The following is a 25,828-nucleotide window of genomic DNA, read 5'->3' on the forward strand; positions in this document are numbered from 1 at the left end:
GTCAGAACGCGCTGAATCATAAGGAATAGCGCCGTGCCTGACTGACGACCACGCCACGCACCTCGGACTGCTTGATGGAGAAGCCTTCACATCCAAAGAACGGGATAGCTCGAAAGCCGCCACCGATGCGGTGGCTGCTGTAGACTTGGTGCTGGCCCTCTCGCTCTACGATAACGAGATCGGCGTGCTGGACCACCTTCCCCTCGTCCACCACCAGCAGATCGCCTTCGATCAGCGTCCCATCAACCCCTGCTTCCTCGCTGACCTCAACCAGGAAGCAGGTCGGCGCGAACTTTGAGAGATCGTATCCCTCCAATGCCGGATGCTTTATGCCGAGACACAGCGGCCCAATGTAATTCACCCGCATATAGGCTTGTCCAAAACTTTCCTAAGATATTAAATAAAACATCAAACCCTATTAGATAGGCGCACTTTTTCACGAAGATCTGTACGCGACCTGATTATATTTTTACATTCTTTATAAAGACTAACACCCTCGGTGTAAGTATCTTCCATTCTAATCGCCAAAGCATAATCTTCGGACAAAAATTCGCCCCAGCCCTCATTCTGACATGTGACCACAATAAACAATTTACTTTTATTATTCTTAAGCTTATTTCTTCCATTAAAGATGCTATACTTTTTCTCGGCCACCTGTAGCGTTCCTTTCCTTCTCAGCTGCGAACTTGGAAAAAAACCAGGTGTTTCTGAAACATTCTCTTTTTCAGACTTGTGCACAAACACTTCCTTGACTTCATCCATGCTTTCCGCTTCAACAACTTTAAACCCGATCCTAACTTCTTTATATGATAACCGCGTACTCCTCACTCTGCTACTATAAGCGAGAGAAATAATTATTCTACGCTCAGCCCTTCGTCCAGACATAAAGAAACTGTCGGGTATCGGAACCTCGTAAAACTGATGCTCATCAACCTTTATGGTATCTTCAGAAATCATTACCACTGAATTGTCAGTTGACCTTAAAGCTTTATTCTTATTTGGGAGTCCATATCCTACAAGAGAAAAAACATCTGTCTTACTATTAAACGAGGCTCGTTCGTAAAACTCTTCTGACATATTTGGAATTGAAGATGAAGCTCCCAAGATAGCCCTTACCTTGTTGGCGCTTATTTTTTCATACTCATTCATGATCAGAGCTGCTAAGTGAGCTATCCTTGGAGCCGCAAAGCTAGTTCCGTTATTTTTTGAGTAATAACCATTATGATAATCTTTGTTTAGCACCACCTCACTTAAAATTGCATCACCGGGTAGCGGAATTGTTCCGTTAGAATAATATTTGTCAATATAATAGTTCCCACCATACTCCACAAAATCTGGCTTAATTGCGCCACCCGCCCCGAAACCAGATCGAGTAAATGGTGATGGTTCGTCTTTTCCAGCAATTGCTACCTGCTCAACACTTTTTTCCGAACGGAAAGAATTGAAAGTCTTATCCTCACGGGAAATACTGCCGACAGTGATGGAGTTTATTGATGTAGCAGGATCAATAATTTTTGATACCGGCTGCATCAAGTAACGGGGATACTCTCTTTTCCAGTCGCACGGATTGTCTTCGTGGCGCAGGTTTCCTGCCGAGACCACGAATAAGACATCTAACTCCTTAGATATCTTATCGAGGACAACAGCCAAGCCTCTTACATGCTTCCCATCATATGGCGACATTCGATCGCCGAAAGAAAGGTTAAATATACGGCAAGAGTATTTACTATAAAAGTACTTGACTGCCTCGGTAACTTGGTTTGCTATCAACTTTCGTGAGTATTCTGCATTACTATCAAGAACTTTTCCTGAAACGATATTAACTTCGTGTTGAACCACAGGGCCTTTTGCACCGTCAACCACACAGCCATGAGCACAGAACCCGGCTACAGCAGTACCGTGTCCATTTCCATCTATGTCATCTTCTCCACTAACAAATGACTTTGACTCTTTAATGCAACTCTGAAGCAAAGGGTGTGATGGCATCACTCCGGTATCTAAAACCCCTACAATTGCAGCGTTCTCAGGAGGTGAAATGATATCTTCTACGTCGCTACCATCACGAAAATTATCATGAAACTCTGCAACAAGTTTTGGGGGTAGAGATACAAACCTAACATATTTTACATTAACTAAAACTTCGTACGACTTTTTACAAAGAAGAAGCTTCAGTAAAACCAAATTGTCAGTAACAAAACTGTCTACGACTTCTCCACCTTCATCAATGATGATCTTTGAAATTATATCAAAACTTTCTTTATTTCTTAATAACGAATCAAATGGCCATAACTCAACATCAAAGAGAGCTTTTTCTTTGTCGAAAAACAGGTTTGACTGCTTTATTTCCAATGACTCTCTATCGCCTCTTTCCCATAGCTCGAAACTATCAATAGCATGAAAAAGGGTCGCGTTAACTCCTGGCCCCTCCATTCCATTAGAATACTTACTTAGCCTATCAAAAAACTCTTTCTTAGCATTTTCGTCAAAAAATACGATTAAACAACCGCTGTCTTCCTCAGAAATTAAACGTGCACCTATGGATTTAAAGCTATCATCATTCAGTTGACCATCCTGTGCCTTTATTTTGACAAGAAGGTTAGGATCAAAAGCGTTCACACTCCTATAGGTTTCGCTCTCCTCAATATTATTGCATTGATTTCTTATTTTTTGTGCATGACCACTTACGTCTGTACGTTTAACTAAGCTTCCCCCACCACCAGAACGCCTTCTTGGTTGTTCAACAGTGAACCTCTTTATCGATAGATGTTCATATGACTCCATTATTCTCCCCCTGCGCGCACCATATCTTTGACAAAGTCTTTTCGCTTCATCTCTTTATAAGTAACTTCTTCCATAGTCTGTCGATTTATTTTTGCATAGTTACTTAAAATAGTTTTTTTTGCAGATGAGTAGACAATTCTTTCAATATCAGCATAAGAAAACCCTTCAAATTGAAGGATGAACTCATTTGACTTCAATGGTATATCGTGAAGAAAATTTTTGAGCTTTATCTCTAACAAGTCTCTAATTTGATTAGTTGTTGGATTATCAAACTTCAAAACTTCGTCAAATCTACGCCAAAGCGCCCTATCTAAATCTCCTTCATGATTCGTTGCTGCAACAATCACACTATTCCCTTTGTAACCGTCCATCATTTGTAGGAAAGAATTAACAACTCTCTTCAGTTCACCATGCTCATCTCTATTAGACCTTTCCTTAGCTAATGCATCAAACTCATCGAAAAATGCTACAACTCTATTCTTCCCTATAAAATCGAAAATTTTTCTTAGATTAGATGCGGTTTCTCCCAAGAAAGAAGATACAACAGAATCTATACGAACAATAACCAAAGGGAGCCCAAGTTCACTCGCCAACATTTCTGCACTGATCGACTTGCCACAGCCGGGAGGGCCACACAACAGCAGACGAGAATTTGGTTTCAGCGCATGGGATCTCAACAGGTGGTGACTTTTTTGCTCCACTATAAAATCTTCTAAAACTTTAGCGTTCGAGTCAGAATATACTACTTCCGAACGTGATATTTTCGGTGTAACAATTTCAATGAGGTCTGCAGTCCCATCTGAGTCTTTCGGGATGCTCTTCATCATCATTGAGAGAGTTACAACAGGATCGCCAGTCTTATCGCTATAAGATTCTAAAAATTTTTCCAGATCGGCCGCAAGAACGTGGTGTTTTTTCGATTTCTCTACGTTAATAATTTTCCGAGCAGTTGACTTAAAGGCTTCATCATCGCCTAGCGAGAAGGACTGAAAAAGATCTTTTAATAGTTTCGCATTCGACATTGTAAGCAACCTGACAGCGATAAATAAATATAGACTAAGAGACCCTTCCAATACGAATCTCACACCGCCCCAGAATCGCCACGTCCTTCATATCCTCGGGCTTGATCAACTCCGGCTGATAGTGGTCATTATCACTGATCAACAACCAGGCGCCGCCAGCGACGCGCTGCACGCGTTTGATCCGTCGCTCGCCATGGACCAGCAGCAGGAAGACGCCTTCGGGCTTCGGCTCTCGCTGGCTACGGTCCACCAACACCCAGTCACCATCGGCCAGGGTGCCATCCATCGAATCACCGCGAACCTTGACGCCCACCACATGGGCGGGATCCAAGCCTTGAGCAGCGAGCTGTTCGCCCGGGAAGTAGATGGTGGTCTCGACCTCCTCCGCTTCCAGAGAGCGTCCGTCACCAGCTGCCGCCTCGATGTCGTACATCGGTACAGCGGCAAGGTTCTCCCCCATCATCGGAACCTCAAACGGTTCCACGCTGCAGCCAGGAAGATCACCGTTTGCGCTCTCACTGTGGCGAACGGTTCTCTCTCCCGTCAGCAAGTACTGCACATCCACTCCCGAACTGGCGATAGCGGTCATGTAGTCCGCCTTGGGAGAGCGTTCACCGCTCTCGTAGAGCATCTGCGTCTTTTTCGTCACCTGCGCAAGCTGCCCGAACTGGGCCTGCGTCAGGCTTAGACGCTCCCGCTCCTCTCGAAGCCGCTCACCAAAAGACACCATTCGGTATATTCCTATCTTGACAATGGAACCGTTCGGTACCATTCTGTCGCTACAGTCTTAGACAACCATTAGGAAGCCTAACCCATGAACAGCACTGACACCATGCAACAGGTCCCTGTTGCGGCCCGTTCGCCCCGCGGATGCAACCGTTCGGTGATGACCATGGTCACCGATCGGGAGCGACACAAGCTCGAGGGCATCGCGGAGCTGGAAATGCGTTCGCTCTCCTCCACCGCTCGCATGCTGCTTCTGCTCGGTATCGAGCGCTACGAAGCCGACACCGAGCAGGCGGCTCGTTGCTGATCCTGCTCTTGTCCTGACTTGCCGCATAAAGGAACTCCGCCATGTACCAGGACCCGAAACGCGTTCGCACCAACAAGGCCACGGTCTACCTCGATCAATACGAGGCCGATGTCATCACGGCACTGGCCAACTATCTGGGCCTGCCCAAGGCCGAGGTGATGCGCCAGATGATGATGAAGGAAGCCCGAGAGGTCCTCGGCGTCGACCTTGCCACCGTCACTGACACTGTCGCCGCTCGCGCTGGCTGAATGAAGCGCTACATCCACCGTGCATTCGAGGTACGCCATGCCGGACCAAGCCATGGAGCTCGATCAACACATGAAAGCCGTGCTCGATGCCGTCTGTACCCAGCAGAACCTGCAGACCCGAGAACAGGCCGCCGAGTGGCTGCTGCGTCGGCGCATCCGCCGGGGCGCTCAGGGGCTCACTGGTCGGGGCAGAGCGATATACGAAGTGAAAGGAGATAGCCGGTGAGGATCACCTGCCCGCATTGCCGCTCTCGGCTAGCGACACGAACAAGCAAGCGGCCGATTCCCGCCCTGGTGCTGGTGTACGCCCAGTGCACCAACCTGGACTGCGGCTGGGGCGGAAAGATGCAGCTTGAGTTCGCCACCACCACCGCACCGAGTCGACAACCCAACCCAGACGTCTGCATCCCCATCGACCCAAGTTTGCGGCGCTGGGTACTGGAACAGATCAACGACTGACGAGGACATCCTGATGACCAATGTTCTGCCCTTGCGTGGTATTCACCTGGATCCGCACAACCTCGCCGCCGCGCAGCTGTTTCGCGATCGCTGGCTCAATCGCCGCGATGCCTTGGCCAACTGCGTGGACTACCTGCTCGCCAACACCGATACGCCGGTCGAGCACGCCGAACTGACTGCCCTCCAGGCCTACGCCGACCTCGAGGCCACCAACCGGCGCGAGCGCATCGATGTGGACGCCACGACGTCGCAACTTGTCGTACTGCGCCTGGGTGACGGGACCCCTGTCGCCCTGACGGTGACCGACCTGCTTCAAGTCCTGAAACAGGCTCGGCAGGAACAGCGCACCAGCGTGATCGATCGCCGCCGACAGCGCCCAGTTCTGATCGACCAGTAGTCGCTGCCACCGGCGTCGGGCTTTCGCCCACCTTTTTGTCGCCCAGCTTTCATCATAAGGAGGCCAGCGTGAATCCATCGCTGCGCCAGGACATTCTTGCGCGTTTGATTCGTGACTACCGCGCCGAAGAACGGGGTCGCTACCTGCAGAAGGTGGTGTGCCCCGCCTGCGGCAAGCGCGAAGCGTACATCTCCAGTGAGTCGCCCTGGATGCTGAAATGTGGGCGCGAGAACAACTGTGGCAGTCAGTTCCATATCAAGGAGCTGTTTCCCGAGCTGTTCGCCAGTTGGAGCGAGCGCTACGGCACGCCGGCACTTCAAGCCAAGAGCAAGACGTCCGTCGCCGACGGCTACCTGCGCGACGGGCGGGGCTTCGATCTGGATCGCATCCAGGGCTGGTACAGCCAGGAGAGCTACTGGAAGCCCAACGTCGGCGGCAGCGCCACGGTGCGCTTCACTCTGCCAGGCGGGGCCTACTGGGAGCGGCTACTCGACAATCCCGAGCGCTTCGGCAAGCAGAAGGCCAACTTCGTCGGCCGCTACAAGGGCAACTGGTGGCAGCCGCCGACCTTGACCACCGCTGACCTGGTCGAGGCCGGCGAGGTGTGGATCGTCGAGGGCATCTTCGATGCCATCGCCCTCAACCACCATGGTATTGCCGCGGTCTCGGCGATGAGCTGCGCCAACTATCCAGACTTAGCCCTCAAGGCCCTAGCCGATGCCGCCCACGCCGTCGGAACCACGCGCCCCACCCTGGTGTGGGCGCTGGATGGTAACCGGGCAGGCCAGAACGCCACCGTCAAGCATGTTGCCCGCGCCAGGGCCGCCGGCTGGGAGTGCCGCGCCGCACAGATTCCCGGCGACGGCCGTCATGACTGGAACGACTGCCACCAGCGCGGCGAACTGACCGAGCAGCACCGCGAGACGTACCGCTACCACGGTGCCCTGCTGTTGGCTCCCTCCGCCATGGCCAAGGCACTGATCATCTACAAGCGCAGCGAGCGGCGGGAGTTCTGGTTCGAGTACAAGCGTCAGTTGTGGTGGTGGAAGCTCGATATCGACGCCTTCGATCGCGCTGTGCGCGCTGAGGGGGAAGATGGCGGCGACCAGCAAAGCCTGAACCCTGCGATCCGCGATGCCGCCCTAGAGCAGGCCGGCAGCGTCAAGCGCATCTGCACCTGTTTCCCCACAGCGCTGTACTACCAGGCCAACGTTGTCACCGACGAGAGCTGGTACTACTACCGCGTCGAATTCCCCGACGGCAGCGCCCCGGTGAAGAACACCTTCAGCGGTGGCCAGTTGGCCAGTGCCAGCGAGTTCAAGAAGCGCCTGCTTGGCGTGGCGCCCGGCGCGGTCTGGACCGGCACCAGTCAGCAGCTCGACACCCTGCTCCAGGACCAGATCGGCGGCATCAAGACCGTCGAGACCATCGACTTCATCGGCTACAGCAAGGAGCACGCGGCCTACGTGTTCGGTGATCTGGCCGTCGCCGGCGGCAAGCTGATACGCATCAACAGCGAGGACTACTTCGAACTCGGCGCACGCAAGCAGCTCAAGACCCTGAGCCAGTCGGTGACCCTGCACCTCAACCCTGACCGCGAGGCCTACCAGACCGACTGGACGACTCAACTGCTCGGCGCCTTCGGGGCCAAGGGCGTGATCGCTCTGGCGTTCTGGCTGGGCAGCCTGCTGACCGAACAGATCCGCGCCGAAATGGGCAGCTTTCCCTTCCTGGAGATCGTCGGCGAGGCCGGTGCCGGCAAGTCCACGCTGATCGAGTTCCTGTGGAAGCTGGTCGGTCGCCGCGACTACGAGGGCTTCGACCCATCCAAGGCCACCATGCCTGCGCGCTCACGCAACTTCGCCCAGGTCTCCAACCTGCCGGTGGTGCTGATCGAGTCTGACCGCGAGCAGGACGGCGGCGCCAAACAGAAGCAGTTTGACTGGGACGAGCTCAAGACCGCCTTCAACGGCCGCTCGATCCGCGCCCGGGGCGTGAAGAACAGCGGCAACGACACCTACGAGCCGCCCTTCCGTGGCTCCATCGTGATCAGCCAGAACGCCGCCGTGCAGGCCGGCGAGGCGATCCAGACACGCATCTGTCACCTGCACTTCACCCGTGCGGGTCAGAACCGCCAGACCAAAGAACTCGCCGAGGCGCTGGAAAAGGCCGAACTCGAACACGTCAGTCAGTTCGCCCTGGACGTGGCACAACGCGAGGCCGAGCTGCTCACGCTGATCAACGAGCGTGCCAGGCCCTTCGCCGAACGCCTCGCCGAGGACCCGGACATCAAGGTGCTGCGTATCGCCAAGTGCCACGGCCAGCTCGCCGCCCTGGTGGAGTGCCTCGGTCCCGACGGACTCGGCCTGTTCAACGCCGCAACCATCGACGTGGCCATCGGCCATGTCTGGCAGATGGCCCGCGAACGCCAACAGGCAATCAGCGCAGACCACCCCCTGGTCGCGGAGTTCTGGGAGGCCTTCGACTACCTCGAAGGACTCAAGGCCGAGCCGGTACTCGATCACTACGGCGGCGATGGCGATCTGATCGCCATCAACCTCAAGGACTTCGAGCGCTACTGCGGTGAATACAAGCTGCGCGTGCCCGAAATGCGCGAGCTCAAGCGCTACCTCAAGGCCAGCAAGACCCGCAAGTTCGTCGACGCCAACCGTACCGTGCGCTCCCGCATCCGCCTCAACGGAGCGAGCGTGAAGTGCTGGGTGTTCCAGGCATAGCAGGCAACGAAGGAGTCCCATATGCAGCGTACCTACACCCTCGACCAGGCCGCCGGCCTGCTGAACCTCGGCCGCAACACCTTGGCCCGCCGCCTGCGCGAGGCCGGGGTGCTGGGCGCCGACAACCTGCCGACCGGGCCTTACCGAAACAGGAGGCGCGGCAAAACTCGCCTGATGTTGGTCTCCACCGGCACCTACTGGCACCCCACGTGCGGATGGACCCACTACGGCCGCACCGAACTCACCGACGGCGGGCTCGACCACATCGCCGACAAGCTTGGCATCGCCATCGCACACCTGCCCGCGCATCACGCCCAACGGGCAGCACAACAACCGCACCACGCAAGGAGCGCCTCATGACCATGCACCGTGTTACCGAGCGCCTGCGCGAGCGAAGCCGCCAGGCCATGGAGAAAATCCTCGCCCAGGAGGCCGACGCCGAACAGCGCCGAGCGCAGCTTGAACTGGTCGGCCCGGCGGCGCTGCGCCGCCTCGTCGACGTCGCCAACGGACACACCGGCCAGAGCCAGCACTGCCGGCGCATTCTACTCGCCGCCTACAACGGCCCGACCTGGCCGTTGGATATCACTCGCCTGCGGGTCATCGATCGCGACCTGCAGCGCGCTGCCCTGACCCTAATCGAGTGGGCCACCTACACACCCCGCGAGCTGCACGAGTACCTGGACGACGGTGACCGCCTGATGCAGCGCTTCTGGGACACCGAGACTCACAAGGAGGAGGACTGATCATGGCCGACAACGCCGATATCGCCAGCGAACTGATGGAACGTCGCATGGAAGGTGCACTCACGCTGTGCCGCCTACCGACGGCCACCGCCACCAACACTGAATGCGAGGATTGCGGCGACGAGATTCCTACCGCTCGCCGCCAGGCCGCGCCCTGGGCCACCACCTGTATCCAGTGCCAGGAACTGAGCGAGAGGAAACGCCGCCATGTCCGCTGACACCATCCTCATCGTCATTGCCGCGGTGGCCATCCTGATGACGCTACTGCTGGCCTGGGAAGCCTGGAAACTCAGCCGCGAGACCTTGGACCTGTTCGATCCGGAGCGTCACGAGCATGCGAATGAGGACGAGCCATGAATGAGCGAAAAGGAGGCGCCCTGGCCAGGGCCGCCGCCCTGCTTTGCAAGGACAGGGGCTTTCGGCTCTACCTGGACCGGCGCCGGCGCCACAAGTTTGGCCTGACCGCCGAGCAGCTACCCGACGGCACCCACAACGAACAGGACGCCCGCGATTGGCTCTGCGCCGCCTGCGGCGTCAACAGCCGCGCCGAGCTGGATCATCGCCCCAAGTCCGCAGCGGTGCTGCGGACCATTCAGCAGCGCTATCACCATTGGAAAAAGCGAACACAATGATGCCTTTAACTGCCATAAACCATCATCTTGGCACCCGCACTGAGGGCTTCTCGAACCAGGCCTCGCAGCATCTCGACGCCTTCTTCTCTCGTGGCCCTTGTAATCCGGCTACCGAGAGAAACTCTCTGCTCCAAGCTATCAGGCTGAATATTGAGTACCTCGAGCCCCTTGGCAGTGAGAACTACTCCTTGGACATACAGATAGCGGCCATCCACTTCTTCAGTTTCGATATAGCCAGCTTTTTCAAGCCAAACCACCGTATGACAAAAAAACTCGGACTCTTTAGAGGCCGTATCACAACCAAGAAAATCACTAAATTCCGTTGGACTCTCAACATATTCATGTGTTTGCAGGAGCAGAGGTACAGGAAACCGCTGATACAAGGCGGCAAAAATCTTGCCCGTGTATTCATCGAAGCGGGCAATGTTCGAGCAATCTTCCATTTGGGGTCCTTTGCTTAACATGAGCTATCTCGATCAAAAGAAGCTATCGCCGATCCTCCGAGTTTTGGAAGGCCAGGCGAAAGGTACCGTCACCGTGCAACAAGCTGAGCAGGCATGGCTGAGAATCCTTGCCCAAGAGCCGCACGACCTGGTTGCACAGGCTCTATCCATTGGCCTTTGTAACCTTCAGCTCCCGCCAGGACGGATCAGCATAGATACCATACCGCCAACAAGGAGCGAAAAACGATGAATACCTACTTTGGCCTGCTGGCGGAGTTCGATGGACGCTCCGAGCTGCCACTCGATGAAGTGGCCCCCCGCTACTTCGGCATCAGCCCTCGCACCGCCAGCATCCGTGCCGGAGCCCAGGCCCTGCCGGTACCGGCCTACCGCGCCGGCGACTCCCAGAAGTCCCCCTGGCTGGTCAGTGCTGCGGACCTCGCCCAGTACCTGGACAAGAAGCGTGGCGAGGCACACCAGCTCTGGAAACAGGTCAACACTTGACCCCTAGTCGTCCGGAGACTGGCGCAATGCCAAGTTCTCCGGACGCAGGTGCGTATACCGCTTCAACACATCCCAGCTTTCATGCAGCGTGAACTGCTGGACCTCGACGATCTCGTATCCCGCCTCGAATAGGCGAGATGTCGCTTCGTGACGCAAGTCGTGAAAGCGCAGGTCCTCGATGCCGCAGGCGGCAGTCGCTGCTCGCCAGCGGGTGCCGATCGACTTGCCGTTGTAGGGGAATATCCGGTCTTCCCCTTGGATACGCGGCTGACGCTTGATGATGGCCATGGCCTCGTGGGTCAGCTTGAAGCGCTTGTGGTTTCCCCACTTCTGGCGCGGGTGCTTGGCATCACGCACCCAGCAGGTCATGGCCTCATCGTCGAGATCCGACCACAGCAGGCGCGTAATCTCTTCCTGGCGCCGAGAGGTGGCCACCGCAAAGTCCATGATGTCTTCCATGGGGATGATGGCACTCGGCCGGATCCGCTGCGAGCGCTGGAAGTAAGCGCGTATTCGCTCAAGCTCCCTTACCGTTGGACGCCTGTCCCGGGCACTCGACTTGCCGATCACACCCTTGCTGCGCAACAGCAGCCTGGCTGACTCGAACTCGTTGAGCTCCACCGGCATCTTCCAGGCCGCGGCTGCGGTCTTGAGGATGATCCCCAGCCACACCACATCCTGATTGATCGTCGAGGGCTTGATGCCGCTGTCACGGCGCATCACCGCGTGCTCAATCACCTGCTCGCTGGTGAGTTCGGTGATCGCTACCCTGGAGATGGGAAAGCGGCGTAACTGCTCGATGGTGGCGCGCTTGGAGCGTCCGGCGCCCTGGGCGAACTCATGCAGATAGCGCTCGATGGCATCGTCCAGAGTCACTCCCTTCCAGCGCAACTGGGCGATACCACCCGGGGCGGCCAGCTCGAGCTCGCGACGCTTGGCCCATTCATCGGCCATGGCCTTCTTCGGGAAGGTCCTGGTCTCCGAGTAGTCGGGCTGGCCGCGCCGAGCGATGCGGACCCGGACCAGATATGAGAAACTGCCGTCCTTTTTTCGGCGCTTCACTATTGTCGCCATCACCACACTCCAATGTGACAAATTCCCTCGGCGCCATGTGCCAAGAATGTGACAAGACACCGAGTAAAATACGGCAAAACCACTGTAAATATGTACAGATATGATTGAGAAGGCAACCCCTACAACCCGCATGAAGCCTGACATCCCGCGCCCCACGCTGGATAGAACTTTCTCAGTGGCGCCGATGATGGACTGGACGACACGCGACTACCGCGTATTCGCGCGCACCCTGACGCGCCGGACGCTCTTGTACACCGAGATGGTGACCACTGGTGCGATCCTTCACGGGCGTCCGCGCGAGCGCTTCCTCGGCTACGACGAGGTGGAGCATCCGCTGGCGCTGCAGTTAGGTGGCAGCGATCCTGGGGAACTCGCCGAGTGCGCGGCGATCGCCGAGGAGTGGGGCTATGACGAGGTCAATCTCAACGTGGGTTGCCCCAGCGACAGGGTCCAGAACAACCTGATCGGGGCCTGCCTGATGGGTCATCCGGACAAGGTGGCGCTGGCGGTGGCGACGATGCGCGAGGCGGTGTCGATTCCGGTGACGGTGAAGTGCCGTATCGGGATCGACGATCAGGACGAGGACGCCGATCTCGAGCGCTTTATCACCCAGGTAGCCGACGCCGGCTGCGAGGTGTTTATCGTGCACGCGCGCAAGGCCTGGCTGCAGGGGCTGTCCCCCAAGGAAAACCGCGACGTGCCGCCGCTGAATTATCCGCGGGTGCATCGCTTGAAGGCCAGTCGCCCCGATCTGCATATCGGCATCAACGGCGGCATCAAGAGCCTCGAGGAGTGCCAGACGCAGCTTAATCACGTCGACAGCGTGATGGTGGGTCGCGAGGCCTACCAGAATCCCTGGCTGCTGGCCCAGGTGGACCAGGCGATCTACGGCGAGCCGGGGCCTGCTGACAGTCGCCACGCCGCCGCCATGGCACTACGCCCTTACATCCAGCGCCGCCTGGAAGAAGGCGCCAAGCTCAACCATATCACCCGCCATCTTCTTGGCCTGTTCCAGGGCTGCCCCGGCGGGCGCCGCTTCCGTCGACATCTGTCGGAGAACGCTCATCGCGACGGCGCGGGCCTGGCGGTGTTCGACGATGCCCTGGGCCTGGTGCCGGAACCCGTTAGCGCCTGACAACGGAACGGCTGCACGACACTCCGCTGCACGGGAAAAATTGCCCTGCAAAAAAGACAACGGCCGAGCGATCTGCTCGGCCGTTCTTTATTGGGTCCGGGGTTGGGGACTCGATCTTCATCAAGCCCTCCGGACATCTGTCTCGCTAGCCCTACTGCTACCTCTGCCGCCACCCCTATCGCCACACACATGCCTCCAGGTGAGCGAATGCTCACTTCCCTGTTCAGCCTTGGCTCCTGAGTGAACCGTTGCACGGCTTGAGCCTAGTAGAGTGAATCGGGCGGCGGCTCCAGGCTCGAATGGAAGGTCTCGATGGCGCTTTCGGCTTCTTCGATGGCGTCGAAGCGGGCGATATGGAACAGCGCCTCGCCTTCGTTGGCCAGGGGCAGCCGGCTCATGCCGATGACGATGCCGTCGGCCATGGACAGGATCTCGCCTTCGGTCTCGCCGAAGGGGTCGGCGACCTTGCCCAGCACCTGCCCCTTAGCGACCCGGGCTCCCAGGCGCACCTTGGGCCTCAGGATGCCGTCGATGGGCGCACGCGCCCAGCTCGACCCATTGGCGACCTCTGCCGCCGGCGGCTTGCGCCGGCGTTGCTCGCCGGTGAGCATGTCGAGCCGGCGCATCACCCGCAGCACCCCTCGGACACCCGCGGTGATCGCCCACTCGTCGAAGCGCAGCGCCTCGCCGGCCTCGTAAGTGAGCACTGGCGTACCGCGCGTCTGGGCGTAGTGGCGAAGGCTGCCTTCGCGAAGCTCGGCGTTGAGAATCACCGGGGCGCCGAAGGCGTCGGCCATGCGCCGGGTCTCCTCGCCGGCGTCACCCAGCTGGGCGCGGATCTGCGGCAGGTTGGTGCGGTGGATGGCGCCGGTGTGAAGGTCGATGATGTGGGTCGCGTGATCGACGATCTGCTCGCGAAACAGTGCCGCGATACGCCCCCCGAGAGAGCCCGATTCACTGCCGGGAAAGCAGCGATTGAGATCGCGCCGATCCGGCAGATAGCGAGAGTGCTGAACGAAGCCGAAGATATTGACGATCGGCACCGCGATCAGGGTGCCGCGCAGACGGTTGATCTGGCGCGAACGCAACAGACGCCTGACGATCTCGACGCCGTTTATCTCGTCGCCGTGGATGGCGCTGCACACCAGCAAGGTGGGGCCGGGCTGGCGTCCGTGAACGACCTCCACCGGGATATCCAGCGGTGCATGGGTGTAAAGTTTGGCCACCGGCACGTCGATCTGGGCACGCGTGCCCGGCTTGACGGTAATGCCGGCCAGTTCGAAGGGGGCTCTTGCCATGAAAGTTCCTTAGTCGCCATGCCGCGCCGTCGAAAACACGACAGCACCTGTCGTCCTTATACCTTTGTGACGTCGCCAAAACGAGTCCAATTTACCTCAGTGCGCGTATCGATGCCGCTGATCTCGCGGGGCCAGTCCGGTAGAATACGCGGACTGACCCACCGCCGGAGCGCCCCGCCCCCATGGCCCGCCGTACCAAGCAAGAAGCCGCCGCCACCCGAGCCGCATTGCTCGATGCCGCCGAGGAAGTGTTCCTCGAGCGTGGTGTCTCGCGCGCCTCGCTCGAGGTCATCTCGCGACGGGCCGGCGTTACCCGGGGCGCCCTGTACTGGCATTTTCGCAACAAGGGCGATCTGTTCCGGGCCATGCTGGAGCGTGTCCATCTGCCGTTCGAGGACCTGCTCAATGAGCTCGACGACTCCTCGGTCGATCACCACCCGCTGGAGGCCATTCGCTTGAGCTGTCATGTCGGGTTGCGTCAGGCCGATACTCCGCGCCACCGCCGGGTTCACGGTATCCTGCTGCACCACTGCGAGCGTACCGACGATTTCGACCCGCTGGAGGCCAAGGCCGAGATCGCCCGAGAAACCTGCCAGGCCTTGCTGCGCCAGTTCAAGCAGGCTGATCTCAAGCAGCAGCTACGCCCCGGGCTTAGCCCGGAGCGTGCCACCGACCTGTTTCACTATGCCCTAAGCGGGCTGTTCTGGGAGTGGCTGCGGGCGCCCCAGGCTTTCACTCTCAGTGAACGAGGCCCTGCCCTGGTCGATGACCTGATCCGCCTGATCGGTCGCGACTGACCCGTCGTCGCGAACTGCTACTCGATCGACTCGAGAAGGGCTCGACACGCTTCAATGCTGATGGCCGTGGGAGTGACGATGGCCGTGGTAGTGATGCCCGTGCGTCGGTGCCTCATGGGGTGGTACCGGTTCATGGCGCTCGATCAGCTTGAGCCTTACCAGCCGGGTACGCGCATCGAGGAACTCCTGCTCGGCCACCGAGCGGAAGCTGTCGTGCTCTTCCAGGTACTTGACCAGCACCCGTACTTCCCCTTCCCGCGGCATCGCCCCCGGCTTGCCCCTCAGGCAGATCTCCCGGGTTCCGTCCGAGCAGAGCACCGCACGGCAGCACCCCTGGCCATCGATGAAGCCGACCACCTGAACACGCTCGCCCAGCAGGCAACGGCGGTTGAACGAGGGCCGATCGCGATAGCGCTTCAACAGTACCCGACAGAAGCGGGATGCCAGCGGGGACGACAGCGCAAAGGCTCCCCACAGCACCACGATGCCCAGTGGCACGATTACGATCGCCAGATTGAACCACTGCAGTATCAGCAGTTCCGCCATCAAGGTGAAGACCGCGGCAAACAGGATCAGCGCGGTCAAGGCCACCGTCACCGGCACCCCGGCGAACCCCAGCGATACCATCGTGCTGGCCATATGATCGTCACGCAGGCTGTCACGTTCGAACAGCTGCAGCGGCACCAGCTTCAATGCCACCAGGATCCAGTAGAGCGCGACGAGTGGAAGCAGCACCGTGAACAGAATCAGCGGAAAACTCAGGGCGATGTCCCTGATCAGCGTTATGTCCATACCACCTCCCGTGGCGTTGCCACTTGCGTACTTGCTACCCGCAGCATAGCGCCATAGGCCACAAACCTCGACCCGCACATCCCAATTTTTCCTTTGGCGACAGCATGTTGCAACGCACAATATGCTGCACTGCACACTCCCCCCAAGCCCGCCACAAGCGTGTAATACGCAATAAAAAAGCTCCCTGTCACCAGCGACTCACCGCCTCTGCAGCATAAAAAAAAGCGCCGCCTGGAAAGGCGGCGCTTTGACCTGCATCAACCATTCTACCGATGAGGGGCGGTCATGTTGACCCGCTCACCCCGTTCAATGATCGGTGGCAGTGCCCTTGGCTTCTGAGGCGTTCTCGTCCTCATCGTCGTCGGAACCACGCTCTCCGAACAAGCGCAGGGAGAGCGACGCGATCATGGCGTAGAACGACGGCACGAAACAGCTACCCAGTATCGCCACCGAGGCCATGCCCATGGCCACCGTGGTTCCAATGTGGTGGCTGCTGGTGTCACTGGCGCCGGTGGCCATGGCCAGCGGCAGGGTGCCGAAGATGAACGCCATGGAGGTCATCACGATAGGCCGGAAACGCAGCTCCGCCGCGGTGATCGCCGCCTCGCGGATGCTCTTGCCCATCTCCTTGCGCTGGAGCTCGGCGAACTCGACGATCAGGATGGCGTTCTTGGCCGCCAGGCCGATGACCACCAATACCCCGATCTGGACATAGACGCTGGTATCCAGGCCACGCATGGCGATACCGGCGATGCCCCCGAGGAAGGCGAACGGCGTGGCGGTCAGTACCGCCAGAGGCAATGACCAGCTCTCGTACTGCGCCGCCAGGATCAGGAACACCATGACCATGCCGAAGATGATGGCGATGGTGCCGGCGTTACCCGCTTCGCTCTCCTGGTAGGCGGTACCGGTCCAGCCCATGCCCCAATCGCTGCCCAGCGTATCCTGGACGATCCGCTCCATGGCCTGGAGCGCCTGGGTCGAGGAGTAGCCTTCCGCCGGGCCACCCTGGAACTGGGCCGCCGAGTAGACACCGAAACGGGTGACTACCGCAGGTGCGGCCTTGCGCTCGAGGGTCACGAACTCCGACAGCGGAATCCGCTCACCGTTGCCGCCGCGCACATAGACGTTGTTGATATCGTCCGGGGTGTCGCGGTACTCCGCCTCGTTCTGCAGGTAGACCTGGAAGTTGCGGTTCTGGTAGCTGAAGAAGTTGACGAAGCCATTGCCGAAGGTGTTCGACAGAGTGGCATTGAGGTCGGTCAGCGACACGCCGTAGCTCAGCGCCTTCTGCTGGTCGATCTCGGCGCGGAAGGACGGCACGTTGACGCTGAAGGTCGAGAACACCTGGTTGAGCGCCGGATCCTGATTGGCCGCCTGCATCACCTTGAGCGAGGCCTGGTAGATCTCCTCGGGGGTGGCACCGGAGAACGACTGCAGGTAACCGGTGAAGCCGCCGGTGGTGGACAGGCCGATGATCGGCGGCATGTTGAAGGCCATGACGTTGCCGCCGTCGACCTCGGCACCGATCTGGAAGATCCGGCCGATCAGGTCATCCACCGTGGTCTCGCGCTCGTCCCAGTTGTCCATGTTGATGAAGATGATGCCGCGCGCGGTGTTGACCGAGCTGGTCAGCATGTCGTAGCCGGCGATGGCCGAGGAATAGCGCACACCGGGCACTTCCTCGATGCGCTTGCTGACCTCGGCCATGTAGGCCTTGGTGCGGCTGAGCGAGGCCGAGTCCGGCAGGCTGACCGCCGCCAGGGCGATGCCCTGGTCGGTTTCCGGCACCAGCGTCGAGGGCGTGTTCTCGTAGAGCCAGAAGGAACCGGCCCCGACCAGCCCCACCAGCAGCAGGGTCAGCACCCAGGCCTTGACCAGCGCCTTGACCGCCACCATGAATACCCTCGTGACGCCATCGAAGAAGCGGTCGAACAGGCGCAGCGGGGTGCGCACCGCCCGCATGAAGGAGGATTCCTTCTTGTGCAGGTCGTGCTTGATGAAGATCGCCGACAGCGCCGGGGTGAAGGTCAATGCCATCAGCGCCGAGAACGCCACCGAGATGGCGATGGTCAGGGCGAACTGCTGATAGATCTGCCCGGTAAAGCCGCCGAGGAAGGCCACCGGCACGAACACCGCCGCCATGATCAGCGAGGTGGCGATGACCGGCCCACCGACCTCCTTCATGGCCTGGATGGTGGCCTGGCGAACCGTGATCTCCTCGTCCTCCGACAGCACCCTTTCGACGTTCTCCACCACCAGGATGGCGTCATCCACCACGATGCCGATGGACAGCACCAGAGCGAACAGCGTCAAAAGATTGATCGAGAAGCCGAACACGTAGAAGCCTGCGAAGGTGGCCAGTACCGATACCGGCACCACCGACATGGCGATCACGGTAAAGCGCCAGTTCTGCAGGAAGATGAACAGGATGACGCCGACGATCAGGAAGGCTTCGATAAAGGTGTGGAAGACGGTTTCCACCGAGGCGTCGATGAACAAGGTGGTGTCGTAGGGCACCACGTACTCGAGGCCCGGCGGGAAGCGCACCTCCAGCTCGTTCATCTTTTCCTTGACCATGTCTGCCGTCTGCAGGGCATTGGCGCCCGGCTGCTGCTGGATCATGATCGGCGTCATGATGGCGCCGTTGAGGCGCGCCTCGACGCCATAGAAGGAGGCGCCCAGCTCGATCCGTGCGACGTCATCCAGGCGCAGCGCAGAGCCATCCTCGTTGGTGCGCAGCAGGATGTCGCGGAAGTCGTCGGCGCTGGACAGGCGTCCGCCGGCGGTGATGGTGTAGGTGAAGGCTCGCGGGCTGTCGATCGGCGTGGACGCCAGGCTACCCGCCGGTACCTCGGTGTTCTGGGCACGAATCGCCGCCGCCACCTCGGTGGGGGTCAGGTCGTACTCGGCCAGCTTGTTGGGGTCCATCCAGATGCGCATGGCGAACTCGCCACCGCCCAGCACCTCGGCCTCACCGACGCCGGGAATCTGGCGCAGCTCGTCGAGAATGTTCAGGGTGGCGTAGTTCTGCATGTAGATGTTGTCGTAGTCGTCCTGGGGCGAGATCAACGACACCAGCATCAGGATCGAGCTGGAGCGCAGCTCGACCTGGACGCCCTGCTCCTGCACCGCCTCGGGCAGCTGAGACAGCGCGCCCTGGACCCGGTTGTTGACGTTGATGGTGTTGATATCACCGTCGGTCCCGATGTCGAAGGCCACGCTCAGGCTCATGGAGCCGTTGTCGGAGCTGGTCGAGTTCATGTAGAGCATGTTCTCGACGCCGTTGATCGCCTCCGCCAGCGGCGCGGCCACCGTCTGCGCCACGGTCTCGGCATCGGCCCCCGGGAAGGTGGCGCTGACCGACACCGTGGGCGGCACCACGCTGGGATACTGCTCGATCGGCAGTACCCGAATGCTCATCGCCCCGATGATGGTCAGGATGATCGCCAGGACCGAGGCGAAGATCGGCCGCTTGATGAAGAAGTTGGCGAAATTCATTCGTTACCCTCTCCTCGAGCCTCCTCGGCCTCCTGATCGCCCTGCGGCGCGTTCATCGGCGCCTGCTGGGCGGCCTGGGTGGCACTCGCGGCATCCTCGCCCTGACCAGCGCTCTCGGCAGTGCCCTGCCCGCTCTGATCGGCCGCTGACTCGCCCGGTGACGCAGCTTCCTGCTCGGCTTGCTCGGGCGCGGCCTGGCCGGCGCCCTGCCCCTGCTGCTCGTACTGGGCCTCTTGCATCAGCGCCTCGGCATCGCCGTCAAACGGCTGGGGATCGATCGGAGTACCCGGCTTCAGGCTGCCCGGATCACCGACCACCACACGCTCGCCGGGTTCGACGCCGTCGAGGATGATCTGCCAGGCGCCCGCCAGCTCACCGAGCTGCACCGGACGCGCCCTGGCGACGTTGTCTTCATCGAGCACGTAGACCTGCGGGCCCATCAGGCCCTGGGTCAACGCCAGCTCCGGCACCGCCAGCACGCCGAAGCGAGCCAGCCCCTCGATCTTCACGCGCACGTACTGACCCGGCAGCACCGCGCCGTCCGGGTTGGCAAAGGTGGCCTCCGCCTGGACGGTGCTGGTCTCGGGATCGACACGGGAGCCAAGGAAGTCAAGGTGGCCACTGAGCACGGCAGGCTCATCCCCACGCGAAGAGAACGCTTCGAGCGAGGCGGCGATGTCCTCGATGCTCATGTCCTTCAACTGACGACGCAGCTCGAAGGCGTCGTTCTGAGGCATCTGGAAACGGACCTCCAGCGGGTCCAGCGGAGTGATGGTGGCAAGTTCGGTATTAGGTGACACCAGGTTGCCGACATTGACCTCACTGAGACCGATCACGCCAGACACCGGCGCCGTGACCTCGGCGTAGTCCAGATCGAGCTGGGCGCTCTTCAGCGCCGCCTCGGCCTGGGCCACGCTGGCCCGCGCGACGCGCGCGTCGGCCAGGGCCTGGTCGACCTGCTGACGGCTCACCGAGTTCTGGGCTGCCAGCTGCTGGAAACGATTGGCGTCACGCTCGGCCCGCGACAGCTCGGCCTGGGCGCTGGCCAGGTCGGCCTCGCGCTGGGCCACGGTGGCCTCGTACAGGTCCGGCTCGATAGTGTAGAGGCTCTCACCCTGCTCGACCTGATCGCCGGGTTCGAACTTGCGCTCCTCGAGCACACCGGTGACACGTGCGACCAGGGTGACTTCCTGCTCGCTCATCAGCTTGGAGGGGTAGGACTTGTCCAGTGGAATGTCCTGGTAGGCCAGCTCGGCCACCTCGATGGCCTTGGCGGGTGGCTGACCACCGGCCTGACCGGCGGACGGGTCTTCTTCCTGACCACAGCCGACCAGCAGCAATGCCGCCGCCAGTGCGGCCCAGAGGCGGCCGCGATAGATGGTGGTTTTCATCCCTTGATTCCTTCGGGGTAATTGGATCGTCAGATGCCGGGCGCTGACCGCCTCGAGGGAGGAGGCGGTCAGCCTGGACGCCAAGGCGTGCGTCAGCCGTCCTGACTCGGCGGTGCGCCGATATCGAGAACCGCGTCGTATTCGTCGGCCTCGCCCTGCTCCGGCAGGGTGAAGTTCACCTGCCCTTCCTCGACCAGGAAGGCGTTGAGCTCGGCGATATCCTGGGCGTCGAGCACCCCCGCCTGACGGTGCAGACTGAGCAGGTTGATCACGTAGTTGAAACGGGCATCGGCGTAGTCAGCGATGGCGTTATACAGGTTCTGCTCGGCGTTGAGCACGTCGACGATGTTGCGGGTACCCACCTCGTAGCCCGCGCGGGTGGCATCCAGGGCACTCTGGTTGGAGACGATGGACTGCTTGCGCGCCGCCACCGTGGAGACGTCATTGCTGACCTGGGTGTACAGCGAGCGCACCTGCAGCACCGTCTCGCGGCGCTGGGACTCGAAGTCGTACTGGCTGGACTCCAGGTCGTAGGTGGTCTGGCGCACCGAAGCGCTGGTCCGACCGCCGGTGTACAGCGGCATGCTCGCGCTCACGCCCACCTGGCTGTTGGAGTTGTAGTCCTCGAAGTTGTCACGCTCGTCGTCGCTGTAGGCGTAGTTGGCAAAGGCCTCCACCACCGGCAGATCGGCGGCCCTGGCCACATCGATCCGCTCACGCGCCACATCGACGCCAGCCTGCTGCGCCAGCAGTTCCGGATTGCGCTCGATGGCAAGCTCGATCCAGGCATCACGACTGGACGGCTCGGGCAGCGCAATGGGCAGATCGTCCTGGAGCATCTCGATGCTGTCGTAGCGCTTGCCGGTCAAGCGCTCCAGCGCCTCGAAGGCCACCTGGAGGTCGCTCTCGGCGACGATCCGGTCGGCCCGTGACTGGTCGAAGGTCGCCCGCGCTTCCTCGACCTCGGTGATCGCGATCAAACCGACGTCGAACTGCTCCTGGGCCTGCTCGAGCTGACGCCCGATGGCGCGCTCCTGGGCCCTACGTGCTTCGAGGATCTCGTAGGCACGCAGAATATCGAAGTAGGCCGACGAGGTGTCGATCAACACCTGCTGCTCGGTAGCCGCCAGGGCGTAGGTCTGCTGTTCCAGCTGGGCCTCGGCCACGTTCACTTCGCGGCTGTTCAGGGCGTCGTAGAGCTTCTGGGTCGCCTGCAGGTTGAGACCGTAGCTGAGGTAGTCGTCATCGCTGCCGGTGCCGCTGAAGCCTGACTGCGACTGGGTCTCGAAGATATGGTTGTAGGCCGCCTCGCCGGAGGCGGTCACCTGAGGATTAAGATCCGCCTGTTCGACGTTGATGCCTTCTTCCGCACTACTGGTGGTGGACCGCTCGGAGGCCAACTCGGAGTTGTTGTCCAGCGCGTCGCGGGTAATGGTCAACAGATCGGCGGCCTGGACCTGGCCTATCATCAGGGCGGCGACAGCGGCACACAGAAGGCGGCGGCGAGAAGGAACCCGCGAGGTCAGAGTGACGGGGACTGGTCGGGAAGGCGTCATTGATAGCATCCTCGGATCTGTTGCTCGGCGTTGTCCACAAGTCCCTTTGACCAGGCCACAGAGACATCACACCAGGGACGCCGCGCGACGCGAGCACGACCTCCCTGACACACTGTCCTTGCCATTTCCTGGGCGCCTCGACTTCCTGGAAAGCACCGGGTGGCGTTCGAATCTAGGGGTATTCGATATACATACATTGTCGCATGTTTGGCGTCGTATTCTACCGCCCTTCATGCAAGGATGGTGAAAAATTCGCAATTCCGCACTATATTGCTGGCTAAACCACAATGCTGCACCGCAACATAGCCAAGATCGCCCTCCCCTGCAGGACCATCACCAGGAGCCACCATGGACACTCTGAGACTGGTCACCTTCCGAGAGCTCGAGATCGCGGTACGCGTGTTTCATCCCGAGGCACCCAGAACCGTCATCGCCTGGCACGGACTGGCACGCCACGGCGGTGACTTCGCTGCCCTGGCCCGGGAACTTGGCCCCGAATGGCGAGTCCTGGCACCCGACACACCGGGGCGAGGACTGTCGAGCTGGTCGCTGTATCCTGCCAATGACTACTTGTACTCCCACTACATGACAGTCGCGTTGGCCGTCATGGACCACTTCGAACTCGACCGGGCAGCCTGGGTGGGTACCTCCATGGGAGGGCTGCTCGGCATGCTGCTGGCCGCCGATCCATCCAGTGCAGGCCGCATCGAACGACTGGTGCTCAACGATGTCGGTCCGGAACTGGTGCCACAAGGCCTGGCCGAACTGGCCACCTACTTCACCGTCCCCCACCGTTTTTCCCGCTTGAGCCAACTGGAGGCGGAGCTTCGCCGCCACTACGCCGGCTTCGGCATCGATGACGAGGACGCCTGGCGCCAGCTCACCCTGGAGAGCGCCCGCCGCCTGCCGGACGGTAGCTGGACCTACCACTACGACCCGCGCATCGGCGAGCAATTCGTCCACGACACGCCCAGGGACACCTGGGCCGACTGGAAGGCCATCCGCTGCCCCTTGATGGTCGTGCGTGGCGAAGACTCACCTTTGCTGTCCGAGGATATCGTCACCCGCATGGGCGAGGCCCAGCCACAGCTCGAGACGCTGGCGGTCCCGGGCTGCGGCCACGCCCCGATGCTCGATCGCCCGAGCCAGGTTGCACCGATCAAGGCCTTTCTCGAGAAAAGCCTCGCCGAGCAGCCTCACGAGCCGTCCAGGGCGGTTGCGCGTCCCTGGTGGCGACGCCTGCTGGGGCTCGGCGCCTCCTGAAGCCCGCTCTGTCTAGTCGTTGGAGTGCTGCTCCAGCCGCGTGATCGTTCGCAGCACTGCCGCGTGATAGCCACGGCCGAACAGCAGCAGGTGATTGAGCAACGGATAGAGCTGGAAGGCGGCTTCGCGCCGGGGCCAGTCGGCGGGGGCGCGCTCCCGCCCCTGCGCCTGCCAGTAGGCCTCGAAAAAGGCCTCACCCGGCGCGCCGAACAGCGTCAGCATGGCCAGATCCACCTCCGGGTAGTGGCGATAGACCGCCGGGTCGATCAATGCCGGGCCGCGCGAACTGTGGATGACGTTGCCGGACCACAGGTCCCCGTGCACCAGACTTGGCGCCTGGTCAGGCAGCCACGCCTCGAGCTGGTCGGCCACCTGCCTGAGGCGGGCAAGTTCGCTGCGCGACAGCAAGCCGCGGCCGTGGCAGGCCTCGCCCAGGGGCATCAATCGGCGCTCACGCTGGAAGGCGCGTCCGTCGTGAAGCGGCGCATTGGGCTGGGGCGTCGCCCCGCAGGCGTTGTCGTGCGCCCAGCCGTGGGCGGCCTCGCAAGGCGCGTGCAGCTCCGCCAGCCCTCGACCCAGCGCCGTCCAGTCGGCGGGCCCCGGCTCCAGTGCTTCCATCACCAGCCAGGAGCCGACCTGGCCCATCACTGCGGGTATCACCAGCGAGCTACCGGCATCGCCGAGTGCGGCAAGGCCCTCGGCCTCTCCTGCCAGGCGTTCAGGATCGTCGCGCTTGGCCACCACCGCGCCCTGCGCTGTCTCGATCCGCCACACCTCGGCCATATCACCGCCCGACAGGGCACGTGGCGGTGCCGTGGCGGCTAGCCCCAGCGTCTCGAGGGCGTCATTGAGTTTCATGCTGGCTCCTGCTGGCTGCTGGCAGATTCGCCGGGTGCAGGTTGCGCGTCGCCACCCTCGGGTGGTACACCCGGCTCGATCATCCCCCAGCTTACGCAAGGAGACCCCATGTACAAGCTTGCCTTCTTCGTGCCCAGAGACGACGCCGAGGCGGTCAAGGAAGCCGTGTTTGCCACGGGTGCCGGACGCATCGGTGACTACGAGGCCTGCTGCTTCCAGACCGCCGGTCAGGGCCAGTTTCGCCCGCTGGACGGCGCCGACCCGCACATCGGCCAGGTAGGCGAGCTTGAGCGGGTAGAGGAATACAAGGTGGAGCTGGTGTGCGAGGACGAGCTGATCGGCGCCGCCATCTCCGCGCTCAAGTTGGCCCACCCCTACGAGGAAGTGGCCTACGACGTCTGGCGGCTGGCAGATCTGTGACGCGAACGAAAGCGGACGAGCCGGCCGGTGGCCTTTCGAATCTGCGGCCGGCCACCGGGGGCAACCCTGGCCCCGCCCCCCGGAAGCCTTGGACGTGTGCTGTCAGGCGCTGCCGAAGAAGCGCCTGCGCTGATCCGGTGTGATATCGCTGATGTGCAGCGGGAAGGTCGCGCTTGCGCGGTCCTCGAAGAAGTGACGCAGGGTACGCTCGATGGTGGGAAAGGCCAGTTCGTCCCAGGGCACCTCGTGCTCCTCGAACAGCGCGACTTCGAGACTCTCGGGACCGGCGGCGTAACCTCCATCGAGCTCAGCGAGAAAGATCATGAACACCTGATTGATATGGGGCAGGTCGATCATGGTGTAGAGCCCCGACAGCGCTACCTCGGCGCAGGCCTCCTCGCGGGTCTCACGCCGTGCTGCGTCCGGGGTGGTCTCGCCGTTTTCCATGAATCCCGCTGGCAGCGTCCAGTAGCCTTCACGCGGTGCGATGGCGCGACGGCACAGCAGCACCCGTGACCCGCAAACCGGCAGCGTGCCGGCCACGATGCGCGGGTTCTGGTAGTGGATGGTGCTGCAGTCGTCACACAGGTAACGCGGACGGTCGTCCCCCTCGGGGATGACGAAACGGACGGTCTGCCCGCAATGGCTGCAAAAATTCATGGGCTGCAATCGTTCATGTCGCTCCCGGCTCGGGAATGGAGGACGGGCTTGACGCCACTGCACGGGGCTGGGTACAAGGAGTG

29 protein-coding genes are annotated in these 25,828 nt (G+C 60.5%); 16 read left to right on the top strand and 13 right to left on the bottom strand.

The genetic code is table 11. The annotated features are described in order from the left end of the window. Positions 1-16: 16 nt before the first annotated feature. Genes KUW00_RS05800 through KUW00_RS05815 form a run of 4 tightly spaced genes read right to left on the bottom strand, consistent with a single transcriptional unit; the run spans position 17 to position 4,533 of the window. Positions 17-367 (bottom strand): hypothetical protein, encoded by a 351-nt coding sequence (locus KUW00_RS05800; RefSeq protein WP_222568521.1) that lies wholly within the window; start codon positions 365-367, stop codon positions 17-19. 41 nt (positions 368-408) lie between these two features. Then, positions 409-2,781 carry a S8 family peptidase gene (locus KUW00_RS05805; protein WP_222568522.1) on the bottom strand — a complete coding sequence of 791 codons (2,373 nt, stop codon included), beginning with the start codon at positions 2,779-2,781 and terminating at the stop codon, positions 409-411. Further along, positions 2,781-3,803 carry an AAA family ATPase gene (locus tag KUW00_RS05810; RefSeq protein ID WP_222568523.1) on the bottom strand — a complete coding sequence of 341 codons (1,023 nt, stop codon included), beginning with the start codon at positions 3,801-3,803 and terminating at the stop codon, positions 2,781-2,783. The genes KUW00_RS05805 and KUW00_RS05810 overlap by 1 nt, the downstream gene beginning before the upstream one ends. 34 nt (positions 3,804-3,837) lie before the next feature. Beyond that, a complete protein-coding gene (locus KUW00_RS05815) occupies positions 3,838-4,533 on the bottom strand; it encodes a LexA family transcriptional regulator (protein WP_222568524.1) in 696 nt (231 codons plus the stop codon). An 84-nt stretch (positions 4,534-4,617) separates the two neighbouring features. On the opposite strand from KUW00_RS05815, the gene KUW00_RS05820 reads away from it, so the two are divergent. The 11 genes from KUW00_RS05820 to KUW00_RS05870 all read left to right on the top strand — a co-directional run bounded on the left by KUW00_RS05820 (position 4,618) and on the right by KUW00_RS05870 (position 10,053). Continuing rightward, positions 4,618-4,836, top strand: coding sequence for a hypothetical protein (locus tag KUW00_RS05820; protein ID WP_162816471.1), 219 nt, complete (start codon positions 4,618-4,620; stop codon positions 4,834-4,836). A gap of 41 nt (positions 4,837-4,877) precedes the next feature. Then, positions 4,878-5,084 (top strand): hypothetical protein, encoded by a 207-nt coding sequence (locus KUW00_RS05825; protein ID WP_045992874.1) that lies wholly within the window; start codon positions 4,878-4,880, stop codon positions 5,082-5,084. Between the two features lie 37 nt (positions 5,085-5,121). Then, positions 5,122-5,310, top strand: coding sequence for a hypothetical protein (locus tag KUW00_RS05830; RefSeq protein WP_045992875.1), 189 nt, complete (start codon positions 5,122-5,124; stop codon positions 5,308-5,310). After that, entirely contained in the window at positions 5,307-5,543 is a 237-nt protein-coding gene (locus KUW00_RS05835) for an ogr/Delta-like zinc finger family protein (RefSeq protein ID WP_222568525.1), read from the top strand. The genes KUW00_RS05830 and KUW00_RS05835 overlap by 4 nt, the downstream gene beginning before the upstream one ends. A gap of 13 nt (positions 5,544-5,556) precedes the next feature. Then, positions 5,557-5,940 (top strand): hypothetical protein, encoded by a 384-nt coding sequence (locus tag KUW00_RS05840; protein WP_222568526.1) that lies wholly within the window; start codon positions 5,557-5,559, stop codon positions 5,938-5,940. Positions 5,941-6,008: 68 nt separating this feature from the next. After that, positions 6,009-8,675, top strand: coding sequence for a toprim domain-containing protein (locus tag KUW00_RS05845; RefSeq protein WP_222568527.1), 2,667 nt, complete (start codon positions 6,009-6,011; stop codon positions 8,673-8,675). Positions 8,676-8,696: 21 nt separating this feature from the next. Further along, positions 8,697-9,035, top strand: coding sequence for a phage antirepressor KilAC domain-containing protein (locus KUW00_RS05850; RefSeq protein WP_222568528.1), 339 nt, complete (start codon positions 8,697-8,699; stop codon positions 9,033-9,035). Continuing rightward, positions 9,032-9,421: a hypothetical protein gene (locus KUW00_RS05855; protein ID WP_222568529.1), complete on the top strand. Its 390-nt coding sequence runs from the start codon at positions 9,032-9,034 to the stop codon at positions 9,419-9,421. The genes KUW00_RS05850 and KUW00_RS05855 overlap by 4 nt, the downstream gene beginning before the upstream one ends. Before the next feature lie 2 nt (positions 9,422-9,423). Then, positions 9,424-9,639, top strand: coding sequence for a TraR/DksA C4-type zinc finger protein (locus KUW00_RS05860; protein ID WP_222568530.1), 216 nt, complete (start codon positions 9,424-9,426; stop codon positions 9,637-9,639). Beyond that, positions 9,629-9,778, top strand: a complete 150-nt coding sequence (locus KUW00_RS05865; RefSeq protein ID WP_157033052.1) for a hypothetical protein — start codon at positions 9,629-9,631, stop codon at positions 9,776-9,778. Before KUW00_RS05860 ends, KUW00_RS05865 begins: the two co-directional genes overlap by 11 nt. After that, positions 9,775-10,053 carry a hypothetical protein gene (locus KUW00_RS05870; protein ID WP_222568531.1) on the top strand — a complete coding sequence of 93 codons (279 nt, stop codon included), beginning with the start codon at positions 9,775-9,777 and terminating at the stop codon, positions 10,051-10,053. Before KUW00_RS05865 ends, KUW00_RS05870 begins: the two co-directional genes overlap by 4 nt. Positions 10,054-10,058: 5 nt before the next feature. Here KUW00_RS05870 and KUW00_RS05875 read toward each other — a convergent pair whose 3' ends face one another. Further along, the gene (locus KUW00_RS05875; RefSeq protein WP_222568532.1) at positions 10,059-10,496 is read right to left on the bottom strand and encodes a hypothetical protein; all 438 of its coding nucleotides are present in this window, start codon (positions 10,494-10,496) and stop codon (positions 10,059-10,061) included. Positions 10,497-10,742: 246 nt separating this feature from the next. Between KUW00_RS05875 and KUW00_RS05880 the strand changes: the two genes are divergently transcribed. Further along, complete coding sequence (locus KUW00_RS05880; protein WP_222568533.1) at positions 10,743-11,000, top strand: pyocin activator PrtN family protein; 258 nt, start codon at positions 10,743-10,745, stop codon at positions 10,998-11,000. A gap of 3 nt (positions 11,001-11,003) precedes the next feature. Here KUW00_RS05880 and KUW00_RS22525 read toward each other — a convergent pair whose 3' ends face one another. Further along, complete coding sequence (locus KUW00_RS22525) at positions 11,004-12,062, bottom strand: site-specific integrase (RefSeq protein ID WP_315901107.1); 1,059 nt, start codon at positions 12,060-12,062, stop codon at positions 11,004-11,006. 142 nt (positions 12,063-12,204) lie between these two features. On the opposite strand from KUW00_RS22525, the gene dusA reads away from it, so the two are divergent. Next, positions 12,205-13,209: a tRNA dihydrouridine(20/20a) synthase DusA gene (gene dusA / locus KUW00_RS05890; RefSeq protein WP_261392003.1), complete on the top strand. Its 1,005-nt coding sequence runs from the start codon at positions 12,205-12,207 to the stop codon at positions 13,207-13,209. Between the two features lie 263 nt (positions 13,210-13,472). Here the strand turns inward: dusA and KUW00_RS05895 are convergent, their stop codons facing one another. Then, positions 13,473-14,507, bottom strand: coding sequence for a succinylglutamate desuccinylase/aspartoacylase family protein (locus KUW00_RS05895; protein WP_045992886.1), 1,035 nt, complete (start codon positions 14,505-14,507; stop codon positions 13,473-13,475). A 182-nt stretch (positions 14,508-14,689) separates the two neighbouring features. On the opposite strand from KUW00_RS05895, the gene KUW00_RS05900 reads away from it, so the two are divergent. After that, a complete protein-coding gene (locus KUW00_RS05900; RefSeq protein ID WP_222568536.1) occupies positions 14,690-15,304 on the top strand; it encodes a TetR family transcriptional regulator in 615 nt (204 codons plus the stop codon). A 51-nt stretch (positions 15,305-15,355) separates the two neighbouring features. On the opposite strand, the gene KUW00_RS05905 is transcribed toward KUW00_RS05900, so the two are convergent. The 4 genes from KUW00_RS05905 to KUW00_RS05920 form a co-directional block, all read right to left on the bottom strand. After that, positions 15,356-16,096 carry a hypothetical protein gene (locus tag KUW00_RS05905; protein WP_261392004.1) on the bottom strand — a complete coding sequence of 247 codons (741 nt, stop codon included), beginning with the start codon at positions 16,094-16,096 and terminating at the stop codon, positions 15,356-15,358. A gap of 306 nt (positions 16,097-16,402) precedes the next feature. After that, the gene (locus KUW00_RS05910) at positions 16,403-19,597 is read right to left on the bottom strand and encodes an efflux RND transporter permease subunit (protein WP_222568537.1); all 3,195 of its coding nucleotides are present in this window, start codon (positions 19,595-19,597) and stop codon (positions 16,403-16,405) included. Beyond that, entirely contained in the window at positions 19,594-20,988 is a 1,395-nt protein-coding gene (locus tag KUW00_RS05915; RefSeq protein WP_222568538.1) for an efflux RND transporter periplasmic adaptor subunit, read from the bottom strand. Before KUW00_RS05915 ends, KUW00_RS05910 begins: the two co-directional genes overlap by 4 nt. Positions 20,989-21,080: 92 nt before the next feature. Then, complete coding sequence (locus tag KUW00_RS05920) at positions 21,081-22,544, bottom strand: TolC family outer membrane protein (RefSeq protein WP_222568539.1); 1,464 nt, start codon at positions 22,542-22,544, stop codon at positions 21,081-21,083. Positions 22,545-22,892: 348 nt separating this feature from the next. On the opposite strand from KUW00_RS05920, the gene KUW00_RS05925 reads away from it, so the two are divergent. Then, positions 22,893-23,807, top strand: coding sequence for an alpha/beta fold hydrolase (locus KUW00_RS05925; protein WP_222568540.1), 915 nt, complete (start codon positions 22,893-22,895; stop codon positions 23,805-23,807). A gap of 12 nt (positions 23,808-23,819) precedes the next feature. Here KUW00_RS05925 and KUW00_RS05930 read toward each other — a convergent pair whose 3' ends face one another. Beyond that, complete coding sequence (locus KUW00_RS05930; RefSeq protein ID WP_222568541.1) at positions 23,820-24,665, bottom strand: fructosamine kinase family protein; 846 nt, start codon at positions 24,663-24,665, stop codon at positions 23,820-23,822. A gap of 108 nt (positions 24,666-24,773) precedes the next feature. Between KUW00_RS05930 and KUW00_RS05935 the strand changes: the two genes are divergently transcribed. Next, positions 24,774-25,085: a YqfO family protein gene (locus tag KUW00_RS05935; protein ID WP_108133275.1), complete on the top strand. Its 312-nt coding sequence runs from the start codon at positions 24,774-24,776 to the stop codon at positions 25,083-25,085. Between the two features lie 102 nt (positions 25,086-25,187). On the opposite strand, the gene KUW00_RS05940 is transcribed toward KUW00_RS05935, so the two are convergent. After that, positions 25,188-25,745 (bottom strand): NUDIX hydrolase, encoded by a 558-nt coding sequence (locus KUW00_RS05940; RefSeq protein ID WP_222568542.1) that lies wholly within the window; start codon positions 25,743-25,745, stop codon positions 25,188-25,190. Positions 25,746-25,828 lie beyond the last annotated feature (83 nt).

The organism is Halomonas sp. DP5N14-9, from assembly GCF_019802175.1.
Lineage (GTDB): Bacteria > Pseudomonadota > Gammaproteobacteria > Pseudomonadales > Halomonadaceae > Halomonas > Halomonas litopenaei.